Annotated in this window: 16 protein-coding genes; 8 read left to right on the top strand and 8 right to left on the bottom strand. The window is 72.1% G+C overall.

All coding sequences use genetic code 11. The features are described from left to right. Positions 1-5: 5 nt before the first annotated feature. Positions 6-1,037 carry an aldo/keto reductase gene (locus tag JM949_RS09565; RefSeq protein ID WP_203148065.1) on the top strand — a complete coding sequence of 344 codons (1,032 nt, stop codon included), beginning with the start codon at positions 6-8 and terminating at the stop codon, positions 1,035-1,037. A 286-nt stretch (positions 1,038-1,323) separates the two neighbouring features. On the opposite strand, the gene JM949_RS09560 is transcribed toward JM949_RS09565, so the two are convergent. Further along, on the bottom strand, positions 1,324-3,393 hold the full coding sequence (locus tag JM949_RS09560; RefSeq protein ID WP_203148064.1) for a phosphocholine-specific phospholipase C: 2,070 nt from the start codon (positions 3,391-3,393) through the stop codon (positions 1,324-1,326). A gap of 117 nt (positions 3,394-3,510) precedes the next feature. Between JM949_RS09560 and JM949_RS09555 the strand changes: the two genes are divergently transcribed. Both JM949_RS09555 and JM949_RS09550 read left to right on the top strand, forming a co-directional pair. After that, positions 3,511-4,521, top strand: coding sequence for an SEC-C metal-binding domain-containing protein (locus JM949_RS09555; RefSeq protein WP_309232085.1), 1,011 nt, complete (start codon positions 3,511-3,513; stop codon positions 4,519-4,521). 142 nt (positions 4,522-4,663) lie between these two features. Continuing rightward, positions 4,664-5,158 (top strand): DUF2231 domain-containing protein, encoded by a 495-nt coding sequence (locus tag JM949_RS09550; RefSeq protein ID WP_203148062.1) that lies wholly within the window; start codon positions 4,664-4,666, stop codon positions 5,156-5,158. 52 nt (positions 5,159-5,210) lie between these two features. On the opposite strand, the gene JM949_RS09545 is transcribed toward JM949_RS09550, so the two are convergent. Next, a complete protein-coding gene (locus JM949_RS09545; protein WP_203148061.1) occupies positions 5,211-6,206 on the bottom strand; it encodes a hypothetical protein in 996 nt (331 codons plus the stop codon). Between the two features lie 46 nt (positions 6,207-6,252). On the opposite strand from JM949_RS09545, the gene JM949_RS38505 reads away from it, so the two are divergent. Further along, on the top strand, positions 6,253-6,387 hold the full coding sequence (locus JM949_RS38505) for a hypothetical protein (protein ID WP_255545552.1): 135 nt from the start codon (positions 6,253-6,255) through the stop codon (positions 6,385-6,387). Between the two features lie 75 nt (positions 6,388-6,462). Here JM949_RS38505 and JM949_RS09540 read toward each other — a convergent pair whose 3' ends face one another. Further along, the gene (locus tag JM949_RS09540) at positions 6,463-8,553 is read right to left on the bottom strand and encodes a S8 family serine peptidase (RefSeq protein ID WP_203148060.1); all 2,091 of its coding nucleotides are present in this window, start codon (positions 8,551-8,553) and stop codon (positions 6,463-6,465) included. A gap of 275 nt (positions 8,554-8,828) precedes the next feature. On the opposite strand from JM949_RS09540, the gene JM949_RS09535 reads away from it, so the two are divergent. The 3 genes from JM949_RS09535 to JM949_RS09525 all read left to right on the top strand — a co-directional run bounded on the left by JM949_RS09535 (position 8,829) and on the right by JM949_RS09525 (position 12,636). Further along, the gene (locus tag JM949_RS09535) at positions 8,829-10,712 is read left to right on the top strand and encodes a Xaa-Pro dipeptidyl-peptidase (protein WP_203148059.1); all 1,884 of its coding nucleotides are present in this window, start codon (positions 8,829-8,831) and stop codon (positions 10,710-10,712) included. Positions 10,713-11,018: 306 nt separating this feature from the next. Further along, the gene (locus JM949_RS09530; RefSeq protein ID WP_203148058.1) at positions 11,019-11,933 is read left to right on the top strand and encodes a DUF1996 domain-containing protein; all 915 of its coding nucleotides are present in this window, start codon (positions 11,019-11,021) and stop codon (positions 11,931-11,933) included. A gap of 73 nt (positions 11,934-12,006) precedes the next feature. Next, on the top strand, positions 12,007-12,636 hold the full coding sequence (locus tag JM949_RS09525; protein WP_203148057.1) for a DUF305 domain-containing protein: 630 nt from the start codon (positions 12,007-12,009) through the stop codon (positions 12,634-12,636). A 14-nt stretch (positions 12,637-12,650) separates the two neighbouring features. Here the strand turns inward: JM949_RS09525 and JM949_RS09520 are convergent, their stop codons facing one another. From JM949_RS09520 to JM949_RS09510, 3 genes are all read right to left on the bottom strand, one after another. Continuing rightward, positions 12,651-14,261 (bottom strand): ABC-F family ATP-binding cassette domain-containing protein, encoded by a 1,611-nt coding sequence (locus JM949_RS09520; protein WP_203148056.1) that lies wholly within the window; start codon positions 14,259-14,261, stop codon positions 12,651-12,653. A gap of 210 nt (positions 14,262-14,471) precedes the next feature. Next, positions 14,472-15,212 carry an alpha/beta fold hydrolase gene (locus JM949_RS09515; RefSeq protein ID WP_203148055.1) on the bottom strand — a complete coding sequence of 247 codons (741 nt, stop codon included), beginning with the start codon at positions 15,210-15,212 and terminating at the stop codon, positions 14,472-14,474. Continuing rightward, entirely contained in the window at positions 15,205-15,837 is a 633-nt protein-coding gene (locus tag JM949_RS09510; RefSeq protein ID WP_203148054.1) for a TetR/AcrR family transcriptional regulator, read from the bottom strand. The genes JM949_RS09515 and JM949_RS09510 overlap by 8 nt, the downstream gene beginning before the upstream one ends. Before the next feature lie 142 nt (positions 15,838-15,979). Between JM949_RS09510 and JM949_RS09505 the strand changes: the two genes are divergently transcribed. Further along, positions 15,980-17,083 carry an aldo/keto reductase gene (locus JM949_RS09505; protein WP_203148053.1) on the top strand — a complete coding sequence of 368 codons (1,104 nt, stop codon included), beginning with the start codon at positions 15,980-15,982 and terminating at the stop codon, positions 17,081-17,083. A 143-nt stretch (positions 17,084-17,226) separates the two neighbouring features. Here JM949_RS09505 and JM949_RS09500 read toward each other — a convergent pair whose 3' ends face one another. Both JM949_RS09500 and JM949_RS09495 read right to left on the bottom strand, forming a co-directional pair. Further along, complete coding sequence (locus tag JM949_RS09500) at positions 17,227-18,201, bottom strand: alpha/beta hydrolase (protein ID WP_203148052.1); 975 nt, start codon at positions 18,199-18,201, stop codon at positions 17,227-17,229. A 75-nt stretch (positions 18,202-18,276) separates the two neighbouring features. Beyond that, on the bottom strand, positions 18,277-18,996 hold a 720-nt coding region (locus tag JM949_RS09495; protein WP_238432861.1), incomplete at its 5' end, for an acetyltransferase.

Raw genomic sequence — 18,996 nt, 5'->3', positions numbered from 1 at the left:
CAATCATGACGATTCCGCACCTGACGGCCGCCGACGGCACCACGTTGCCGGCGATCGGGCTAGGCACGTACCGGCTGAACGGCTCGGCGGGCGTCGAGGCGATCGGCCAGGCGATCCGGGCGGGTTACCGGTTGATCGACTCGGCGGTGAACTACGAGAACGAGGGCGCTGTGGGTCGGGCCGCCCGTTCGGCGGGCGGCGTGCGGGACGAGTTGGTCGTCACCTCGAAGCTGCCGGGTCGGCACCACCGCTACGACGAGGCGCTCACCGCCATCGAGGAGAGCGTGTTCCGCACCGGCCTCGACCGGATCGACCTGTACCTGATCCACTGGCCGAACCCCACTGTCGATCTGTACGTGCAGGCGTGGCGGGCGTTGATCGAGGCGCGCGAGCGCGGGCTGGTGAAACACATCGGTCTCTCCAACTTCCTGCCGGAGCACATCGACCGACTGGTGGCCGAGACCGGGGTCGCCCCGGTGGTCAACCAGATCGAGGTGCATCCGTACTTCCCGCAGCAGGAGGCGCTGGACTACCACCGGGAGCACGGGATCCTCGTGCAGGGCTGGAGCCCGCTCGGGCACGGCAACGACCTGCAACAGCATCCGGTGGTCGTGGAGATCGCGACCAACCGTGGGGTCAGCCCGGCGCAGACGATCCTCGCCTGGCACGTGGCCCGGCAGGTGATTCCGTTGCCCAAGGCGGCCTCCCCGCAGCGGCAGTTGGCCAACCTGGACGCCGTCGGGCTCAGGCTCACCGACGCGGAGGTCGACGCCATCACCGCGCTGGGCCGCCCGGACGGGCGCTCGCGAACCAGGACCCAGCGGTGTACGAGGAGTTCTGACCGACCCGACCGCACTGACGCGCACCGGCTCGGGGAGCATGGGGCGTGCTCGACGGACTTGACGACATCGATTGGGCGCGGCTGGGTCACGCCTACGGATCGGCCGCAGACGTGCCCGGTCAGCTGCGCGCCCTGCTCTCGCCCCACCCCGACACCCGGCACGAGGCGCTGGACGGGTCGTCCCAGCCGTGGCTGATCGACGGACAGGAGTTCGGCAACGTCAGCGAACTCCTCAGGGAGTACGGCCTGCCGGGCAGCCGCGAGGCGATGCGCGGCTACCTCGGCGAGATTCCGTAGCCGGCTCGGCCGCCACCACCGGTCGTCGCGGGTTGACGGGTGCGCGTCGAGGGCACGGCCAGCCGCTACGCGGCGTGAGGTCCGTGCGGGCGAACGCCACTGGGAGCGGTATGCCTCACAGGCATAAATATGCTCACAGGTATACCGCTCACCGAGACATCCGCCTCCGAACGCCGGGCGACCGCCTAGACCAGCCCGCCGAGGGACGGGTCGCTGATGCTGTCCTTGCCGTTCTCGACGTGACCCGCGCAGCGGTACGCGAAGTCGGCGTCGCCCGCGACGCTGAGCGTCAGGTCGTACCAGCCGTGGGTGCGCGCGAGCGGCCAGTGGGCCCGCTCCGTCGCGCCGGGCCGCAGCGACAGCTTCACCGGCCGGGAGTTGTACCGGTCCTGGACGGTCACCTCGACCCGCTTCGACCCCCGGTTGGTGATCGTCAGCCCGAGCTTGTAGTCCCGCTCCTCGTAGCCGGTGGTGATGTCGAGGTCGGACCGGCCACCGGTGAACCGGCGGAAGAAGCCGTTCGGCCCGTGCACCGACAGGTCGTACCCGGACTCGACCGCCCAGGTGTCCGCCAGGTGCTTGCCCGGCTCGACGGTGTAGCTGCGCGGGGCGTCCGCGCTGCCGGCCTGGCGGACCTGGAAGACCGCGGCGACCCCGCCGGAGTTGCGGAAGTCGATCCGGAACGAGCCGCCGTCCAGACGTCCGTCGGCGTGCAGGGTGTACGGGATCGCGCGCGCCGGGCGTACTCCCTGCTCCTGCTTCGGCAGCCGCTGGTCGGTCGGCGGGACCGGCACCTGGTCGGGGTGTCGGACCAGGTCCTCGGGCTTGAAGTCGTCGGTGTCGGGCAGCCTGACCTCGCGCGACCGGTTCGGGTGCCGGAAGTCGAAGGCGCTGGTCAGGTCGCCGACGACGGCGCGCCGCCACGGGGTGATGTTCTTCTCGATCAGGTCCGGACGGCCGGGCCCGAACCGCGCCTCCAGGAACTTGATCAGCGAGGTGTGGTCGAAGACCTGCGAGTTCACGTAGCCACCGCGGGTCCACGGCGAGACGATGACCATCGGGACCCGGATGCCGAGACCGTACGGCCCGGCCGGGTGGTCGGCGTCGCCGGGGAAGATCTCGTTGGTGGTCGGCACCGTCGACTGGCCGTGCTCGCGCGTCTGCGGCGGCGTCGGCGGGACCACGTGGTCGAAGAAGCCACCCTCCTCGTCGTAGGTGATGAAGAGCGCCATCTTGCTCCACACCTCGGGGTTCGCCGCGAGGATGTCGATGACCTGCGAGATGTACCAGGAGCCGTAGGCCGGCTCCCAGTTCGGGTGCTCGGTGTACGCCTCGGGCGCGGTGATCCAGGAGACCTCCGGCAGCCGTCCCGCCTCGACGTCGGCGCGGAAGTCCGCCAGCAGCGCCTCCGGGTCGCGGCCCTGGGTGCGGATCTCGGTGCCGGTCTTCGCCCGGTCGGCCAGCGGGGTGCCGGGCTGCGCGTTCTGGTACTGGTGGAAGTAGAGCAGCGAGTTGTCGCCGTAGTTGCCGATGTACGGGTCGTTCGTCCAACCCCAGGAGCCGGCGGCGTTCAGGCCGGTGCCGACGTCCTGGTAGATCTTCCAGGAGATGCCGTTGCGCTCCAGCCGCTCCGGGTACGTCGACCAGTCGTAGCCGGCCTCCGCGTTGGTGATGACCGGGCCGCCGCCCTTGCCGTCGTTGCCGACCCAGCCGCTCCACATGTGGTAACGGTTCGGGTCGGTCGGGCCCATCAGCGAGCAGTGGTAGCTGTCGCAGACCGTGAAGGCGTCCGCGAGCGCGTAGTGGTACGGCAGGTCCTGGCGGGTGTGGTAGGTCATCGCCGTGACGCCCTTGTTCGGCACCCACCTGTCGAAGCGGCCGTCGTTCCAGGCGGCGTGCCCGTCGTTCCAGCCGTGCGGCGGGTCCGGCAGGAAGGTCTGGCCGAGGTCCTTCACCTCGGGGCGGAACGGCAGCAGTTCGTCGGTGCCGTTGGGCTGGTGCCACACGTCCTTCCCGGACGGCAGTGTGGCCGGATGCGGATCACCGAAACCACGTACCCCGCGCATCGTGCCGAAGTAGTGGTCAAAGGAGCGGTTCTCCTGCATCAGGATGATGACGTGCTCGACATCCTCGATCGAGCCGGTCCGGTTGTTCGCCGGGATGGCGAGCGCCTTGCTGAGATCCAACGGAAGCGCCGCGCCGATCGCGGGAACTCCCATCGCCTTGAGAAACGTACGCCGATCCACCGTGCCCATAACTCCGCCTTTGTGCGATCTGGTCGAGAAACTGGCGACCGGACGCTACCGACGGCGGGTTGACGGCAGATGACCATAATTCGGCCGGGCGGGAGCCCGCCGACGTACCGTGAGATCGTGCCGACCAGAGACGTACTCACCAAGGCTGACCTCGCCGAACTCCGCCGTTCGGCGCTCGGGACGGCCGACCCGCTCGGCGTCGCCGCCGACGTCGCCGAGGCGGCCGAGCAGGGCCGGCTGGCGGATCCGGACGACGCCGGGGACGCCCTGACGCTGGCCGCCGAGATCGCCGAGATCCGGGCCAGGCCCGAGGCCGCCCTGCGGTACACGGAGCAGGCGCTGGCGGCGTACCCGTCGGCGGATGACCCCCGGGCCGGGTTCGCCCGGGCGCTGCGGGCGCGGGTGCTGTTCCGGGCCGGCGGTCGCGACGACGAGGCGATGGCGGAGCTGACGGCGCTGCGCCCGCTGCTGCTCACGCAGCCCGACGCGCCCGCCTATCTGAGTGCGGCGCTGGACGCCGGTGGTCGATCCGCGATCGCCGAGACGTGGCTCAGCGAGGCGGTCGACTCAGTGCTCGGCGACCGGGCGACCGAATCCGCCGTGGACCTCGGTCCGCCGGACGCGCCAGGTGTCGCGTTCTTCCTGCTGCAACAGCGGCACCGGGTACGCCGGAATCTCAACCTGCCGCACGACCGGCAGGACGACCTGGCGGACCGGTTGGAGACCCAGCTGGTCCGCCGGGCCGGGGAGCGCGGGGGCGCGCAGTCGGACCTGCTCTTCTGGCCCCGGGAGGAGTTCGATCGACTGCTCGCCGAGCACCCGGCGCTCGCCGAGGTGTACGGGGCGGACTGGGACGCGCACCGGGCCCTGCTGGAGAAGGAGCTGGTCCGGCAGACGGCTGCCGGGCAGAGCGGGTTGGGTGTCTACCGCGCGACAGTGGCCGGGCTGAACGCGTTCGCCGGGCGGCGCGACGGCGACCCGACCGACGCGGGGATCCGGGCGGCGTACGCGGCCGAGGTGTTGGCGCGACCGAGCGCGCGGATCCCCTGGCCACCGGAGCGTAACGACGTCTGCTGGTGCGGGTCGGGCCTCAAGTACAAGAAGGACTGTCTGCCGCGCTCCCGGTGACCGGGTGGACTGGGTGGGTGACCACCACACCGACGTCCACTCTGACGCACCGCGATCCTGGGGGCTGACACGCCCCTTCGGTACCGATACCGTCCATCCCCTGACCGATCGACGCCGGCCGAGGTCACCGGAGGAGACGCTGATGTTCGAGGAGTTCATGGGCATCCCCGCCCACCCTCTGGTGCTGCACGCGGCGGTCGTGTTCGTGCCGCTGCTGGCGCTGTTGACGGTCGGCTACGCGCTGGTGCCGCCGATCCGGTCGCACACCCGGTGGGTGCTGGGGCTGCTCGCCCTGGGCGCGCCGGCCGCCGCGCTGCTGGCGCGGCTCACCGGTGACGCCTTCTTCGAGCGGATGCGCGCCGCGAACCGGGTCACCCCGGAGTTCGTCCCGATCCTGGAGCGGCACCAGGACTTCGGCGACAACACGCTCTGGGCGGCCCTCGGCCTGGCGGTCGTGGCGCTGGCCCTGGTCTGGCTCGTCGCGCCGAGGAGCGCCGGGGCGAGCGCCGACAACCGGCCCGGTCGGCCGCTGACAGCGGCGTTGCAGGTGCTGTCGGTGGTGACCGCCGGCATCGCGTTGTACTACGTGGTCCGCACCGGTGACTCCGGCGCGAAGGCGGTCTGGGAGGGCCAGTGACGGTGGTGGTGTCGACCCGGCCGGGGCCGGACCGACACCACCACGTCGACCGTCAGCCGGCGCGGTACGCCCGGATGATGGTCTGGTCGATTGCACTACCACCGTCGGCGGCGGCCTTCACCCGCAGCGACACGGGCTGCCCCGCGGTGGCCGTCGGCAGCGCGACCCGGTAGCTGTCACCGCGACCGGTGACCCGGGCCGCCTTCCAGGTGGCACCGTCGTCGGTGGAGGTCCAGACCTGGAACGACCGCACCTGCCGCGCCTTGAGCCCCCGCATCTGCCGGACGGTCAGCTCGGCCGTCCCGCCGGTGGCGTGGTTGTTGGTGTCCATCGGCAGCGCGTAGTCCACCGCGAGCAGCGGCAACGGCACGCTCCCCGTCCCGCCCGGCCCGGCGGACCGGAACGTCCACGAGGTGTTGACCCTGGTCGAGATCGGCAGGATCAGGCTGGTGTCGACGTCGAGGGTCAGCCGGTAGTCCGCCAGCTGCTGCGGCACGGTGAAGTCGGCGAGCGGACGGTCCCGCTGCCCGACCAACGTGCCGTTGCGGTACAGCGACAGCGTGCGGTTCACCCCGATCGAGGCGCCCTGGAGGCAGTCGGCCCGCTGGTGCTGGTCGGTCAACGACACCAGGTCGATGTGCAGGTTGCCGCGGGTCCGCGACGGCGCGGTGGCGCAGCTGTGGTCGACGCCGGCGGGGTCGTCGTACCAGCCGGAGTGCAGCGGCTGCCGCGCCCAGACCTTGCTCTGCCGACTGCCCGGCTGGTAGCTGCGGGGCGCCTCCTGGGCCGACAGGCCACCGTAGACGCCCTCGTCGGCCCAGAGGTAGCCGGGCGAGAGGTAGTCGGTGCGGTACGGCGGCAGGTCCCCCTCGTGGGTCTGCGTCACCGGGAACCCGTCCGGGGTGAAGCCGCTGCGGACCAGCTGGGTGACCATCCCCGCCGAGTCCATCTGGTGGAACCGCTCGTCGATCCGGGCGAGCCTCGCCTGCTCCGCCCTGGTCACCCGGTAAGCCGGGTCGGCCGGCACGCCGCCGGTGTACTCGTGCACCAGGTTGTAGCGGTACGGCGAGGTGGTGCCGGCCGGGGAGTTGAGGTTGACCGCCGCCCAGGTACGCCGGGACCCGACGGTGGGCTTCGGCAGGGCGGAGGTGCGGACGGTCGTCGCCGTCCCGTACCCGTTGACCTGGTGCCACCAGGACTGCCGTTCCGGGCGGTCTCGACGTTGGTGAGGTCGACCCGGCTGGGCGTGGTGGCCACCCCGTCGACCGTCGCGGCCACCGGCTTGGCGCGCGCCGGGTCGAGCGTCACCGTGCGGACGCCGCGCACGTCCAGGTCGGTCTCCCCGACGAGCGTCGTCTCCAGCACGTCGTCGTCGACGTAGTAGGCGACGGAGGCGCCGAGCACCGAGTACCGGCGGCCGGAACCCGCAGCGTGAACGTCTCTCCGGGCGCGCCGGACGCTCCGCCGTAGTAGATCGTCGGGTCGGTGAGATTGACGACCATCAGGTTGACCCAGCTCTCCGCGCCGTCCGTGAGGCCCGGCATCGGCCTCGTCCGGATCGTCAGGTCGTAGCTGGGCTGCTCGACGTAGAAGCTGACCGGGGTGGTCGAGACCAGCTTGCGTCCAGCGGTGCGGGCGGTGACGGTGGCCAGGTAGAAGCCCGGCCGGGCGGCCAGCGCGGCGCGGTTCACCCGGAGGGTCGTCCCGGCGCTCGTGCCACGCCTGAGCGTCACCCGGTCGGTCGACAGCGACGCCGCGCCGCGCGGCACGGGCTGGCCGTCGTGGTTGACGATCGCCACGTCGAGATCGAGGACCGCCGTCGACTCACCGGCCCAGCTCAGCTCCGTCTCGCCGGTGCCGGACTGCGGGTACGCGAACGTGCCGAGGTTGACCACCGGTTGGTTGCTGGTCGGGCCGCCGAGGGCCCGGGCCGCGTTGAGCCGGCCGGCTCCGACGGCGTACGGGTCGATGCCGCGCAGCGGGTCGGCGGCACCGACAAGGGCGGCCTTGAGCTGCGCACCGGTCCAGTCCGGGTGTCGCTGGGCGAGCAACGCGGCGGCGCCGGCCACATGCGGGCTGGCCATCGAGGTGCCGCTGATCGCCTCGTAGTGCTCGTCGATGGGGTCCTGGAGGTTGGTGCCGGCGGCCCGCGCCGCGACGATGTCGACCCCGGGCGCGACCAGTTCCGGCTTGGCCACGTTGCTGGTGACCAGCGGTCCGCGGCTGGAGAACTCGGCGAGCTTGTCGTCGCGGTCGACGGCGCCGACGGTCAGGGCGCTGGCCGCGGAGCCGGGCGAGGAGATCGCCCCGCCGCTGTTGCCGGCGGCGATCACGAACAGGGCGCCGGTGGACCTGCTGAGACCGTCGACGGCCAGCGAGAGCGGGTCGTTGCCGTCGTCGGGGTCGCTGCCGCCGAGGCTCATGTTGATCACGTCGGCGCGGGTGGCGGCCCACTCCATCCCGGCGATGATTCCGGAGTCCTCCCCGGAGCCGTGGTCGTCGAGGACCTTGCCGATCACCAGCTGGGCGTCCGGCGCCACGCCACGACGCTGACCGTGCGCGGCCGCGCCGGTGCCGGCGACTGTCGACGCGACGTGCGTTCCGTGGCCGTTGTGGTCGACGGCGTCGCCGCCCTCGGCGGTGAAGTCGGCCCGGTCGGCGACCCGGCCGATTAGGTCCGGGTGGGTGAAGTCGGCACCGGTGTCGAGCACCGCGACGCGGACGCCCTTGCCGGTGTAGCCGGCCTTCCAGGCGTCGGACGCGGCGATCTGGCCCAGGTTACGGTCCAGGTCGGTGTGCTCTCCGCCGCCGGTCAGCGCGGTGGCGCGGACCTTGCGGTCGAGCCAGACCTTCTTCGCGCCGGCCAGCAACGAGTTGGTAGCCAGCTTCGCGGTGGCCGGGCTCTTCTTGGGTACCCGGCCAGCCACCGCGCCGATGCTGGGCAACGACAGCACGTCACCGAGCGCGGCCACCCGGGCCGACGCGGTGGCGGGCTGCACGATGAGTGGCAGGTCGGTGGCGTTGTCGTCGTCGTACCCGTCGGCGATCAGCGTGCTGACGTCGAACAGGTCGGGGTCGAGGACCGAGCCGATCTGGGCCGCGACGCGGGCGGGGACGACGTGCAGGTGGCCGTCGGGGCCGCAGGTCTGGCTGATCGCCGCGTTCTCGTCGGCCGGCCGCACCGTGGCGTGCGGGCAGCCCGAGCCGGTGCTTCGTACGGTCACCACGTCCCCGGTCAGCAGGGTGACTGTGTGCGTCTTCCCGTCGACCGAGGCGGCGGGTGTGCCGGTCCGACCGATGCCGCTGGGCCCCGCCGTGGCAGAGCCGCCCGGTAGGGCGGTCAGCGACGTGGCCGTGACAGCGACGGCCAACAGCCACCGCGTTTTCCTGAGCATGTCGCTCCTTGTCTAAAGTGGACGAAGCCGCCTCTTCGGACGGCTTCTCGCAAGATCATATGCATGGACACCCGGTGAACGGGGCGTCTCGCCGAGGGGATTTTCGGTTCACCCGCTGCCCGCCTGCGCCACCGCGGGCGCATTGTGGACGAAAGATGCGTCCCGCCGGAGGGGATCGACGGGACGCCGGTACCGACCTAGCATGTCGACAAATGGATCTTCGAGATCGGCCCCTGCCGACACCCGGCAACCAGCCCAACCGAAGGGAGACGCGCGTGCGTCGACCCCGTCATCTGGCACTACTGAGCGTCGGTGTGTCCGGCGCCCTGGTGCTCAGCGCAGCCCCCACCGCAACGGCTGCCCCGCCCACTCCGGCCACGCCCACCGGCATCGTGGTCAGCGACGGCATGACCCAACCGGTGTTCTCGCTCGCCGACGCGATCGAGGAGCGGGTGTTCGTCCAGACCCCGGTGGACACCGATCACGACGGCCGGCCCGACCGGGTGGCGATCGACATCTCCCGCCCCCGGGAGACCGCCACGCAGGGCTTCAAGGTGCCGGTCATCTTCGAGCACAGCCCCTACCGCAAGGGCACCTGGGGCGACGTGCCGTACCCGAGCGTGCTGGTCGACGACCTGCCGCAGAACGGGCTGACCGACCGGTCCGGACGCCGCGCGCTCGACGCGGGCGCCCAGCGGGCCCAGGCCAAGGCCAACCTGCCCGGCTCGCTGGACGACTACTACGTGCCGCGCGGGTACGCGGTGGTGCTCGGCCAGAGCGTCGGCACCGGCGACTCGGACGGCTGCCCGACCAGCGGTGACCAGGCCGAGACGCTCGGCACCAAGGCGGTCATCGACTGGCTCAACGGCCGCGCGAAGGGCTACGACGCGAACGGCGCCCCGGTCACCGCCGGCTGGACCACCGGCGCGGTCGGCATGACCGGCGTCTCCTACAACGGGACGCTGCCCAACCAGGTGGCCACCACCGGAGTCAAGGGACTCAAGACCATCGTGCCGGTCTCCGCGATCAGCAGCTGGTACGACTACTACCGGGCCAACGGTCTGGTCGTCGCACCCGGCACCTTCCAGGGCGAGGACCTCGACATCCTGGCCCAGTACACCGCCGGGCAGGCACGCGCCGAGGGGCAGTGCGCCGACGAACTCGCGCAGATCACCGAGGAGCAGGACCGGATCACCGGCGACTACTCGACGTTCTGGCGGGACCGCGACTACCTCGACGCCCGCAACGTCAAGGCCAGCGTCTTCGTCGTGCACGGCCTCAACGACTGGAACGTGAAGACCGAGCACTTCGCCGGCTGGTGGGACCAACTCGCCAAGCAGGACGTGCCGCGCAAGATCTGGCTGCACCAGGGCGGACACGGCGGCCCGGGCAGCAGCGCGTCGGTGACCCTGCCCAGCGGGCAGACGTGGACGTACAAGCAGACCGAGAACCGCTGGTTCGACTTCTGGCTGTGGAATGTGCGCAACGGCATCATGGACGAGCCGACCGCCGTGCTCCAGCGGGAGGACCGCGCCTACACCACGTACGCCAACTGGCCCGACCCGGCCGCGCGTGAGGTCGGGCTGCGGTTCGCCGCCACCGACGCCACCGCGCCTGGCGCGCTGACCACCGGCAAACCGCCGAAGGCCACTGTCGAGCAGAGCTTCGTCGACGAGGGTCGCACGATCCACCCGGACACCCTGGTCGCCGACCCGGACACCGCGAGCGCCAACCGGCTCGCCTACCGCTCCCCCGAGCTGACGCAGGACGTGCGCATCTCCGGGCGGCCGGAGATGCGGCTGCGGATGGCGATCGACAACAAGCCGGACGCGAACCTGACCGCGTACCTGGTCGACTACGGCCCGGCCGGCTCGACCGCCACGCCGACCGTGGTGACCCGGGGCTGGATGGACCCGCAGAACCGCAAGAGCGCCGCCCGGACCGAGCCGGTCAAGCAGGGCAAACTGTACGACTACCGGTGGACCATGGAGCCGAAGGACTACGTCTTCCCGGCGGGGCACCGGATCGGCGTGGTCGTCTTCTCCAGCGACCAGGAGTACACCCTCCTGCCGTTGGGCGGCACCGAACTGCGGGTCGCGCCGAACGACAGCGAGGTGCGGCTGCCGGTGGTCGGCGGGCGGGGCGCCCTCGGCTTCTGAGCCCAGCTGATCGATCCCCTTGGTGGGGCAGCCCGACGTGTGCGGGCTGCCCCACCCTCGTCTCCAGCTCTCCTTCTCGGGATGATCGCGCTCGATCATGGATGTAGTGGCTCGGGGGCGTCGTCATTTCCACCACCTGCGGTACGTATTGACAAGTTTCGACATCGGGGCGAGGCTTGGATTGCTGAGAGCGCTCTCTCGCATCGGCCTCAACGGCCACCATCAGTTTGGCCAGGGCAATCTCCGATGTCTTCGGCGGCGACGCCGGAGCTCTCCCTGACCCGTCCCCCCGACAGGAGTCACGAGATGGACAGGGCCGCACCCCTCTCCGGCATCCACCGCAGACTGCGCCTCGCCACGGCGATCGGCGCCCTGCTGGTGCTACTCGGCACGTACCTGGTGTCTGCCACCGACCGGGCCGACGCTGCCCCCGGCCAGGCCGGAGCCGACTTCGGCACCAACGTCATCCGGGTTGCCGAGTTCCCCGCCGACTGCACCTACAGCCACCGGCTGCCGGACGACCCGATCATCTTCCCCGGGCTGCCCGGGGCCTCGCACATGCACAGCTTCTTCGGCGCCACCGTGACGAACGCCAACACGACCCTCCCGGACCTGGTCCGCTCCCCCACCAGCTGCAACCCGGCGGTGGACGTCTCGTCCTACTGGGTGCCCACCCTGTACCGGGACAACGTGCCGGTGGAGCCGGCGATCGCCACGTTCTACTACCTCGGTGAGGGCGTCCGCTCCGACGTCGTCGCGAACACCCAACCGTTCCCGCAGGGGCTGCGCCTCGTCGCCGGCAACGCGAAGGCCACCGGGCCGAACGACAGCATCGCCCGGTGGTCCTGCCTGCACGCCGGGCAGGTGCCCCCGTCGAAGGACTTCGTCAACTGCCCGTCGGGCACCATGCTGGAGTCGTACCTGGACTTCCCGCAGTGCTGGAACGGCCGGGACCTCGACTCGCCGGACCACAAGAGCCACCTGGCGTACCCGGTGAACCAGGCCTGCCCGAGCACCCACCCGGTGCACGTGCCGAAGTTGCGGCAGGTGCTGCGGTACCCGGTCACCGGCGACCCGTCGCGGTTCCGGTTGGCCTCCGGGCCGGGCTACACGATGCACGGTGACTTCTTCAACGCCTGGCCGGTGGCCGAGATGGCTCGCCGGGTCCAGGACTGCATCCGTCCGGTCATCAAGTGCGGCCACGACGGCCGACCGATCTGAACGACAGCCGCACCCCACGGCGGTGGGCCCGGTGACGCCGGGCCCACGCCCTGGGCGGAACGGAGGAGGTCGGATGCGCCGGTCGACAGTGTCCACAGTGCTCGTCGCCGGGCTGCTCGTCGCCGGCTGCGGCACCGAACCAGGCGACACGACCAGCACCAGCACACCACCCGCGACAGTGCGGCCCGCGACCGGGTCAGCGTCGACACCGACGGGTACGGCGGGACCGTTCAACCCCACCGACATCGCCTGGCTACAGCTGACGGTGGCCATGGCCGAACGCCTGCTGCCCGTACTCGATTCGGTGCCGGCGCGGACCAAGGACCCGGCCTGGCGGCGGCTGGCCGACCAGATCGCGGCCACCCGGCGCGCCGATCTGGCGCGCGCCCACCGGCTCCTCGCCGAGGCCGCCGCACCGACGACCAATCCGCACGAGGGGCACGACATGCCGGGCATGGTCACCGCCGAGCAGCTGACCGCGCTGCGGGCGGCCACCGGTGAACCGTTTCACCGCCTGCTCGCCGAGCACCTGCGGGCGCACCTCGCGCAGTCGGTCCGGGTCGCCACCGCGGCGCGACGGAACGGGGGCCAGCCGGCCACCGTCGCCCTCGCCGCGGACGTGGTTCGCGCCGACAGTGCCGACCTCGAACGACTCGACGACCTCGTCGCGACACGGACGTCCGACGACGCTCAGCCGGCGTGACGCGAACCTCTCGATCAGAGCTGGCCCGGGAGGGAAAGGTGTCGGGCCTGCCAGTGGGTGCGGAGGTGACGGTCGTGGCTGGCTACGACGATGGCGCCCGGACCGGTGTTCAGGGCGTCCTCCAGCTCGTCGCAGAGGGTCGGCGAGAGGTGGTTGGTGGGCTCGTCCAACAGCAGCAACTCCGGCGGGTCGGCGACGAGCACGGCCAGGGCGAGTCGACGGCGCTGCCCCACCGACAGCTCGGCGACCGGACGGTCCAGGTCCGTCGACGCGAGCAGCCCGAGTGACGACAGCGGCACCATCTCGGCCCGTCGCGCCCCGACGGTGGTGTCGAAGATGTGTCGGGCCGTCCGCCGGGCGTCGGTGAAGACGCTGTCCTGACCGAGCAGGCCGACCCGCAGGCCCGCTCGCCGCCAGAGCGCTCCGGAGTAGGTCAGCTGGCCGGCGAGAACGGCGAGCAGAGTCGACTTGCCCACACCGTTGGGGCCGGTCACCAGCAGCCGATCCCGGGCCGCGATCTCCAGCTGCGCCACCTCCAGCCGGCCGGGCACCTCCAGCCGGTCCGCCCGGACGATCGCCTCGTCGCTGTCACCGGTGGCGAGAGTGGCGGCGTGGAACCGCAACGGCTCGGGCGGCGCGGGGATCTGGTCGCGTTCGATCGTCTCCAGTCGACGGGTGGCGTCGCGGACGCGGCGGGAGATTTGGTTCTGCACCCGGCCGGCGGTGTGCCCGTACCCCATTTTCTCGCTGTCCCGGGGCGCACGGCCGGGCGCGACCTGATGAGCTGTCACGGCGGCTGCCTCCCGCAGGTCCACCAGGAGCGCCTGCTCCTCGTCGTAACGCCGACGCCACCGCTGCGCCTCGGCCCGCTTCGCGGTGACGTACGCGGTGTAGCCGCCGCCGAAGCGGATTGGCCCCTCGACCGCCGGGTCCAGGTCGATGACGTCGGTGCACACCGCGTCGAGGAAGGCCCGGTCGTGGCTGGCCACCACGACCACCCCGGGCATGGCCCGGAGCTGCTCCTCGCAGAACGCCGCCGCCGCGTCGTCGAGGTGGTTGGTCGGCTCGTCGAGCAGCAGCGCGCTCGGCCGGCGGATCAGCATCGCCGCGAGGGCGAGCCGGCCACGCTGGCCACCGGAGAGCGCGCCCAGCGTCCGGTCGTGGGGCAGCCCGCCGAGGCCGAGGCCGTCGAGCACCGTCTGGGCGTGCCGGTCGGCGTCCCAGGCATCGTGGTCCTGCGCCCGCTCCAGGACCGCACCGTACGCGGCCAGCAGCAGGTCGTGGTCCGGCGATTCGGCGAGCGCGGCGGCCACCCGGTCCAGCTCGGCGAGATCCGCGCGGGCCTCACGCAGCGCGTCGTCGAGGACCGCGGCGATCGTCACGGACGGGGTGAAGGGCGTTTCCTGGTGCAGGAACCCGAGGTCCGGCGGGCGGGTGACGACGCCGGAGTCGGGTTCGTCGACGCCGGCCAGGACCCGCAACAGGGTCGTCTTGCCGGTGCCGTTGTCACCGATCAGGCCGATCCGGTGACCCGGCGCGGCGGTCAGGGAGACGCCGTCGAGCACCCGGCGGCTGCCGCGGACGCGCACGAGGTCATGGGCGAGCAGAGCAGGTCGAACAGACATCGGAACCTCGGAGAACGACGATCCGGGTGCACCCGGGTGACCCGGCGGGAACAGGGCACGACGACAGCGGCCGCGGCGACGGCGGCGCGATCACGCCCCCGTCGGCGGCCGGTCCGGGTGCTCACCCGGAGATGTCGTCGTCACCTGCCACGTCTGCTCCGATCTACGGCAACTCGGCCGCAACGATAACCCGTTGGTGGTCGACCCGGCTCAGCCGCTCGTCAGCAGCCGGGCGACCGTCGCCGGCTCCGCCAGGTGCGGGAAGTGGCTGCCGGGTAGCACGGTGACCATGATCTCCGGCAGGGCGCCCGTCAGCCAGGCCAGGTAACGGGGCGGCGGCTCGGACGAGGTGACCCAGCGGTAGGGGATTTCCCGCTCGGCGATGGAGCGCAGGTCGCGGGTGCGCTCGGCGGCGATCCCCTCGTCGGACCCGCTGATGATCTCACCCCAGTAGCCGAGCAGCAGGTCCGGCCGGGGATCGGTCGCGGTGGTGACGATCTCGCGGGCCTCGGCCGGCAACGAGTCGATGCCCATCCCGGCCAGCATGCCGTCCCACACCCGCCGCCAGTCCGGGCCGCGCAGGGTGGGCTCGGCCTGGCGTACGGCGACACCGAACGGGCCGGGCAGCAGGATCTGGTCCAGATTCACCACGCCCCGCACCGGGTAACGGGCCGCGTACGCGGTGGCGACCACCCCGCCGACGGAGTGTCCCACCACGACGGGCTCGGCGAGACCGGCCTCGGTCACCTGGTCGTGCACGACCTCGGCGACCTCCGTCATCCGGTAGGACTCGCGCCGGGGCGAGTCGCCGTGACCGGGCAGGTCGAGGGCGAGCACCTGCCGGGCCGGATCGATCACCGCCAGCTCGCGCCGGACCGGGTCCCACTGTCGCCGATCGTAGGTGAGGCCGTGCAGCAGCACCAACGGTGGGCGGGTCTCATTGTCAGTCATCGCTGTGCCTTCTCTGTGTGCCGACCACCCGCGCGCCTGCCCGCAGCGAGTCGATGGTGAGGTCGAGGGCCGCTTCCAGGTGGTCGGTCTTTCCGGTGCTGAGCAGCAGGAGTACGCCGCCCTGGATGCCGGCGAGCAGCGCTGCCGCAACGCGGTCGGCGTCCACGTCCGGGGCGATGTCCCCGGTCGACTGCATGTGCCGGATGCCCTCGACGATGGCGTTCTGCCAGCGCCACATGAGCCCGGTCACGATGGCCTGCGCGCCCGGCGCCCGCCGGCCGGTCTGGCCGAGCAGACCGTTGAGGGGGCACTTCACCCCCTGCGCGCGGTAGCGCTCGACCAGTCGGGCGCGCCAGGCCAGCCAGGCCGGCCAGGACGTCAGGTTGCTGAGCATCGGCTCCTGGTCGAGGAGGACCTGGTCGGCCTCGTGCTGGGCGACCGCGAGCAGCAGTTCCTCCTTCCCGTCAGGAAAGTAGTGGAAGAGCTGCCCCTTGCTGGTGCCGGTGTGGGCCATCACATCCTCGAGGCGTACCTCGTCGACGCCGCGCTCGCGGATCTCGGCTGCCGCCCCGGCGACGATCCGCGCCCGGGTGGCCTCACCCTTGCGGGTCAGGGCACGTGTCATGAGACCTCCGTCACCGCCTTTGACCTGGTAGCTGCCGGTTTGACAGTAGCTCGTGCTTTGGACTTGCGGGTCCATTTCTGCCGAGCAAAGGTCTGCGAGGCGGTCCGCTCGGGGCCGACACGTGATCCGGGAGGACGCGACGATGAACCACTACTACCTGCTCGGGCGGTCCGGTCTGCGGGTGAGCCGGCTGGCGCTGGGCACCATGAACTTCGGCGTCGACGGGTTCCACGCCGCGTACGGCAAGACCGAGGAGGAGGCCGAGCCGATCTTCCGCCAGTACCTGGAGTCGGGCGGGAACTTCATCGACACGGCGGACTTCTACACCGCCGGGGAGAGCGAGCGGATCCTCGGCCGACTCATCGACCGGGCCGGCGTGCGCGAACGGCTCGTGCTGACCAGCAAGTTCACCAACACCGTCGACCCGAGCGACCCGAACGCGAGCGGCAACGGCCGCAAGCACATCAGGCGCGCCGTGGAGGCGTCGCTGAGCCGGCTGGGCACCGACTACATCGACCTGTACCTGCTGCACACCTGGGACCGGATCACCCCGGTCGAGGAGGTCGTGCACACCCTCGACGACCTGGTCCGCGCCGGCAAGATCCGGTACGCCGGCCTCTCCGACGTACCGGCCTGGTACGCGGCCCGCGCGCAGAGCTACGCCGAGGCGCACGGCCTGACCCCGATGATCAACCTGCAACTGCCGTACTCCCTGGTCAGCCGAGGCATCGAGGCGGAGTACGTGGCGATGGCCCAGACCATGGGCATGGGGCTCACCGCGTGGAGCCCGATCGCCAGCGGCCTGCTCAGCGGCAAGTACCGACGCAGCGGCGACGGCCTGAGCGGGACCGGCCGGTTGACCAACCCCGACGCCGGAGGTCGCGAGGTCAGCCCCGACGAATGGCAGGTCATCGAGGCCCTGGAGCAGGTGGCCGCCGGCCTGGGCCGCAGCATGGCCCAGGTCGCGATCAACTGGGTGGCCAGCCAACCCGCCGTCGCCTCGGTGATCATCGGGGCGAGCAGCGCCGAGCAGGTCGGCAGCAACTTCGGGGCGCTCGACTTCGAGATCCCGGCCGACGCCCGTCGCCGGCTCGACGAGGCCAGCGCGCCGCGGCTCGGTGCGCCCTACGTGATGTTCACCCCGCGGTACCAGTCCTGGGTGGTGAGCCCGGGTCTCGGCATCGGCGACAAGCCGGCCGGCTACGCCCCGCCGGTGTTCAACGCTGCCAGCGAGTCCGCCAGGTAGCGGGGTCGCGACGGCACTGTTCCGGCGCCGGGCGGGCGACCGGGGCACTCGCGGCGATGACCACGCCACGAGGGTCCCGGTGCCCGCCGGCCGGGAACCGGAGATCACGCCAGCCGCCACCCGCTGGAGCGGAGCGTTGCCGCTCAACTCCCCGCCGCGGGGCTCGCTGTCGGCGCCGGCTGCCCTTCGTAGAGCGCGACGTACCGCCGGCGCAGCTCGGCGCCCTCGGCACCGAGGGCGGCGAGGTTGAGCGTGTTGTGACCGACGCCCAGCGCCTCCGGCAGGGTGCAGACCCGCAACGGTGTCCCGTTCGCGTCGGCGATCCGGCGCGGCACGTCGACCGCCGCCCGGGGGTCCACCACACCGTCGAGCGGACTGATCGCGACCGCGACGGCGCGCAGACCGGTCCGTCGGGGTGGGTTCGGCAGGGTACCCGCGATCGTCAGGTACTGGCTGACCGCGGCCAGGGAGTAACCGCGTGAGGTGACCCGGTCCGGCAGGAGGCGGCGTCCGTACAGCAGGATGAGCGGCCGGACCGCGTAGGCCGGCGCCTGCCGAGGGTCCGGGCCGAAGAACGGCGACAGCAACAGCAGCCGCCGGACCACGGTGCCGGGTGCCTGGGCCAGCCAGGCGGCGAGCACCGCTCCGCCGGAGATCCCCACCACGCCCACCTCGTCACCCAGGCCGGCCGCGACCCGGAGGGCCTGCTCGGCGTACGCCCTCAGCGCACCGGCCTCGACCCGGTGGTGGGCCTGCCGGTCGACGGTCCCGTGCTGCGGGGCGCGCGGGATCCACACGTTGTATCCACTGTCGAAGAACTCCTGCGCGAGGTAGTCGTACTGCTCGGGGGCGAGGGTGTATCCGTGCAGCAGCAGCACGACCCGCTCGGTCCGGAAGCCGTGGCTCAGCAGGCGGCTGCGCGACTCCGGCCGGACGTCGGGGTCCGCCGCCTCGGCGGCGACGACGGCCTCGGCGGCACGGGTGGCCGCGGCGAAGTCGAGCGGTCGCGGCGGCGCGAGGCGTGGCCGCGCACGACGCACCGACCAGCGCCGGAGCCCGACGATCGCCGTCGCGACCAGCGCCAACCCGCCGACCGACAGCGCGATGATCTCCGGCATGGTCCGATGCTGGCAGGGCCGGCGGCCCGCGCTGGCCGAGGGGTGCGCCCGGGTGACCGGGCGCACCCCGGTCGGCTAGCCCTGCCGGTTCGGCGGCGCGAAGACGACCCGGCAGCGCAACTGCCGGAACCCGGTCCGTTCCAGCTCCGCCCGCACCGCCACCCGGTGCGCGTGCACGTCGGCGATGACCTCCCGGGCGCCGTCGGCGGCCAGCACCCGGACGGCCTCCGCCAGCAGGTCGGGCCGGGCCGCCTCGTCGAGCAGGCCGAGGTAGGCCAGCAGCGGGTAACAGGCGTCGCCGAACGTCCCGGCCAGCCCGACCGGCTCACCGGCCCGCACCGCGACGCGCCACCGCTCGGTCGCATCCCCGAGCCAGGCCAGTGGGTCGGTGGCGAGGTCGACGCCGCCGACCGCCCGGGCGATCTCGGCGCCGGTCAGCACGTCCGGCTCGGCGATCCGGGCGACCAGGGCGTTGACCTCTGCCGCGTCGACGGGCGGGCGGAAGTCGTACCGGCCGGAGGACGCCGGCAGTGGCGTGCCGGTCCACGAGCAGCGGATCCGTTCCTCCCGCTCGACCAGCCCGGCGAGTCGGGCCGCCGCCATCGGTGCCCGCACCACGGCCAGCACCTCGGGTCGACGCCGCCAGTACGCCGGCAGGGCGGCGTAGTACAGACCGGGACCGCCGAGCGCCTCGTGGGCGGCGCGCAGCAGCTCGGCACCCACCTCCGGCTCGGCGTCCAGGTCGAACCGCTCCAGCCACGGCGCGCGACGGCGCCCGGCGGGCGCAGCCAGGCG

The sequence above is a fragment of the Micromonospora tarensis genome, assembly GCF_016803395.1.
In the GTDB taxonomy this organism is placed as follows: domain Bacteria; phylum Actinomycetota; class Actinomycetes; order Mycobacteriales; family Micromonosporaceae; genus Micromonospora; species Micromonospora tarensis.
Note: the sequence above shows the minus strand (reverse complement) of the source record. Positions and strands in the feature narration are given on the sequence as shown.

Bases quoted from the DNA above. Each gene is read 5' to 3' on its own strand.
- JM949_RS09510 (WP_203148054.1), bottom strand. From the start codon at position 15,837: ATGACACGTGCCCTGACCCGCAAGGGTGAGGCCACCCGGGCGCGGATC.
- JM949_RS09565 (WP_203148065.1), top strand. From the start codon at position 6: ATGACGATTCCGCACCTGACGGCCGCCGACGGCACCACGTTGCCGGCG.
- JM949_RS09500 (WP_203148052.1), bottom strand. From the start codon at position 18,201: ATGCCGGAGATCATCGCGCTGTCGGTCGGCGGGTTGGCGCTGGTCGCG.
- JM949_RS09540 (WP_203148060.1), bottom strand. From the start codon at position 8,553: ATGCTCAGGAAAACGCGGTGGCTGTTGGCCGTCGCTGTCACGGCCACG.
- JM949_RS09560 (WP_203148064.1), bottom strand. From the start codon at position 3,393: ATGGGCACGGTGGATCGGCGTACGTTTCTCAAGGCGATGGGAGTTCCC.
- JM949_RS09520 (WP_203148056.1), bottom strand. From the start codon at position 14,261: ATGTCTGTTCGACCTGCTCTGCTCGCCCATGACCTCGTGCGCGTCCGC.
- JM949_RS09515 (WP_203148055.1), bottom strand. From the start codon at position 15,212: ATGACTGACAATGAGACCCGCCCACCGTTGGTGCTGCTGCACGGCCTC.
- JM949_RS09530 (WP_203148058.1), top strand. From the start codon at position 11,019: ATGGACAGGGCCGCACCCCTCTCCGGCATCCACCGCAGACTGCGCCTC.
- JM949_RS09505 (WP_203148053.1), top strand. From the start codon at position 15,980: ATGAACCACTACTACCTGCTCGGGCGGTCCGGTCTGCGGGTGAGCCGG.
- JM949_RS09550 (WP_203148062.1), top strand. From the start codon at position 4,664: ATGTTCGAGGAGTTCATGGGCATCCCCGCCCACCCTCTGGTGCTGCAC.
- JM949_RS09525 (WP_203148057.1), top strand. From the start codon at position 12,007: ATGCGCCGGTCGACAGTGTCCACAGTGCTCGTCGCCGGGCTGCTCGTC.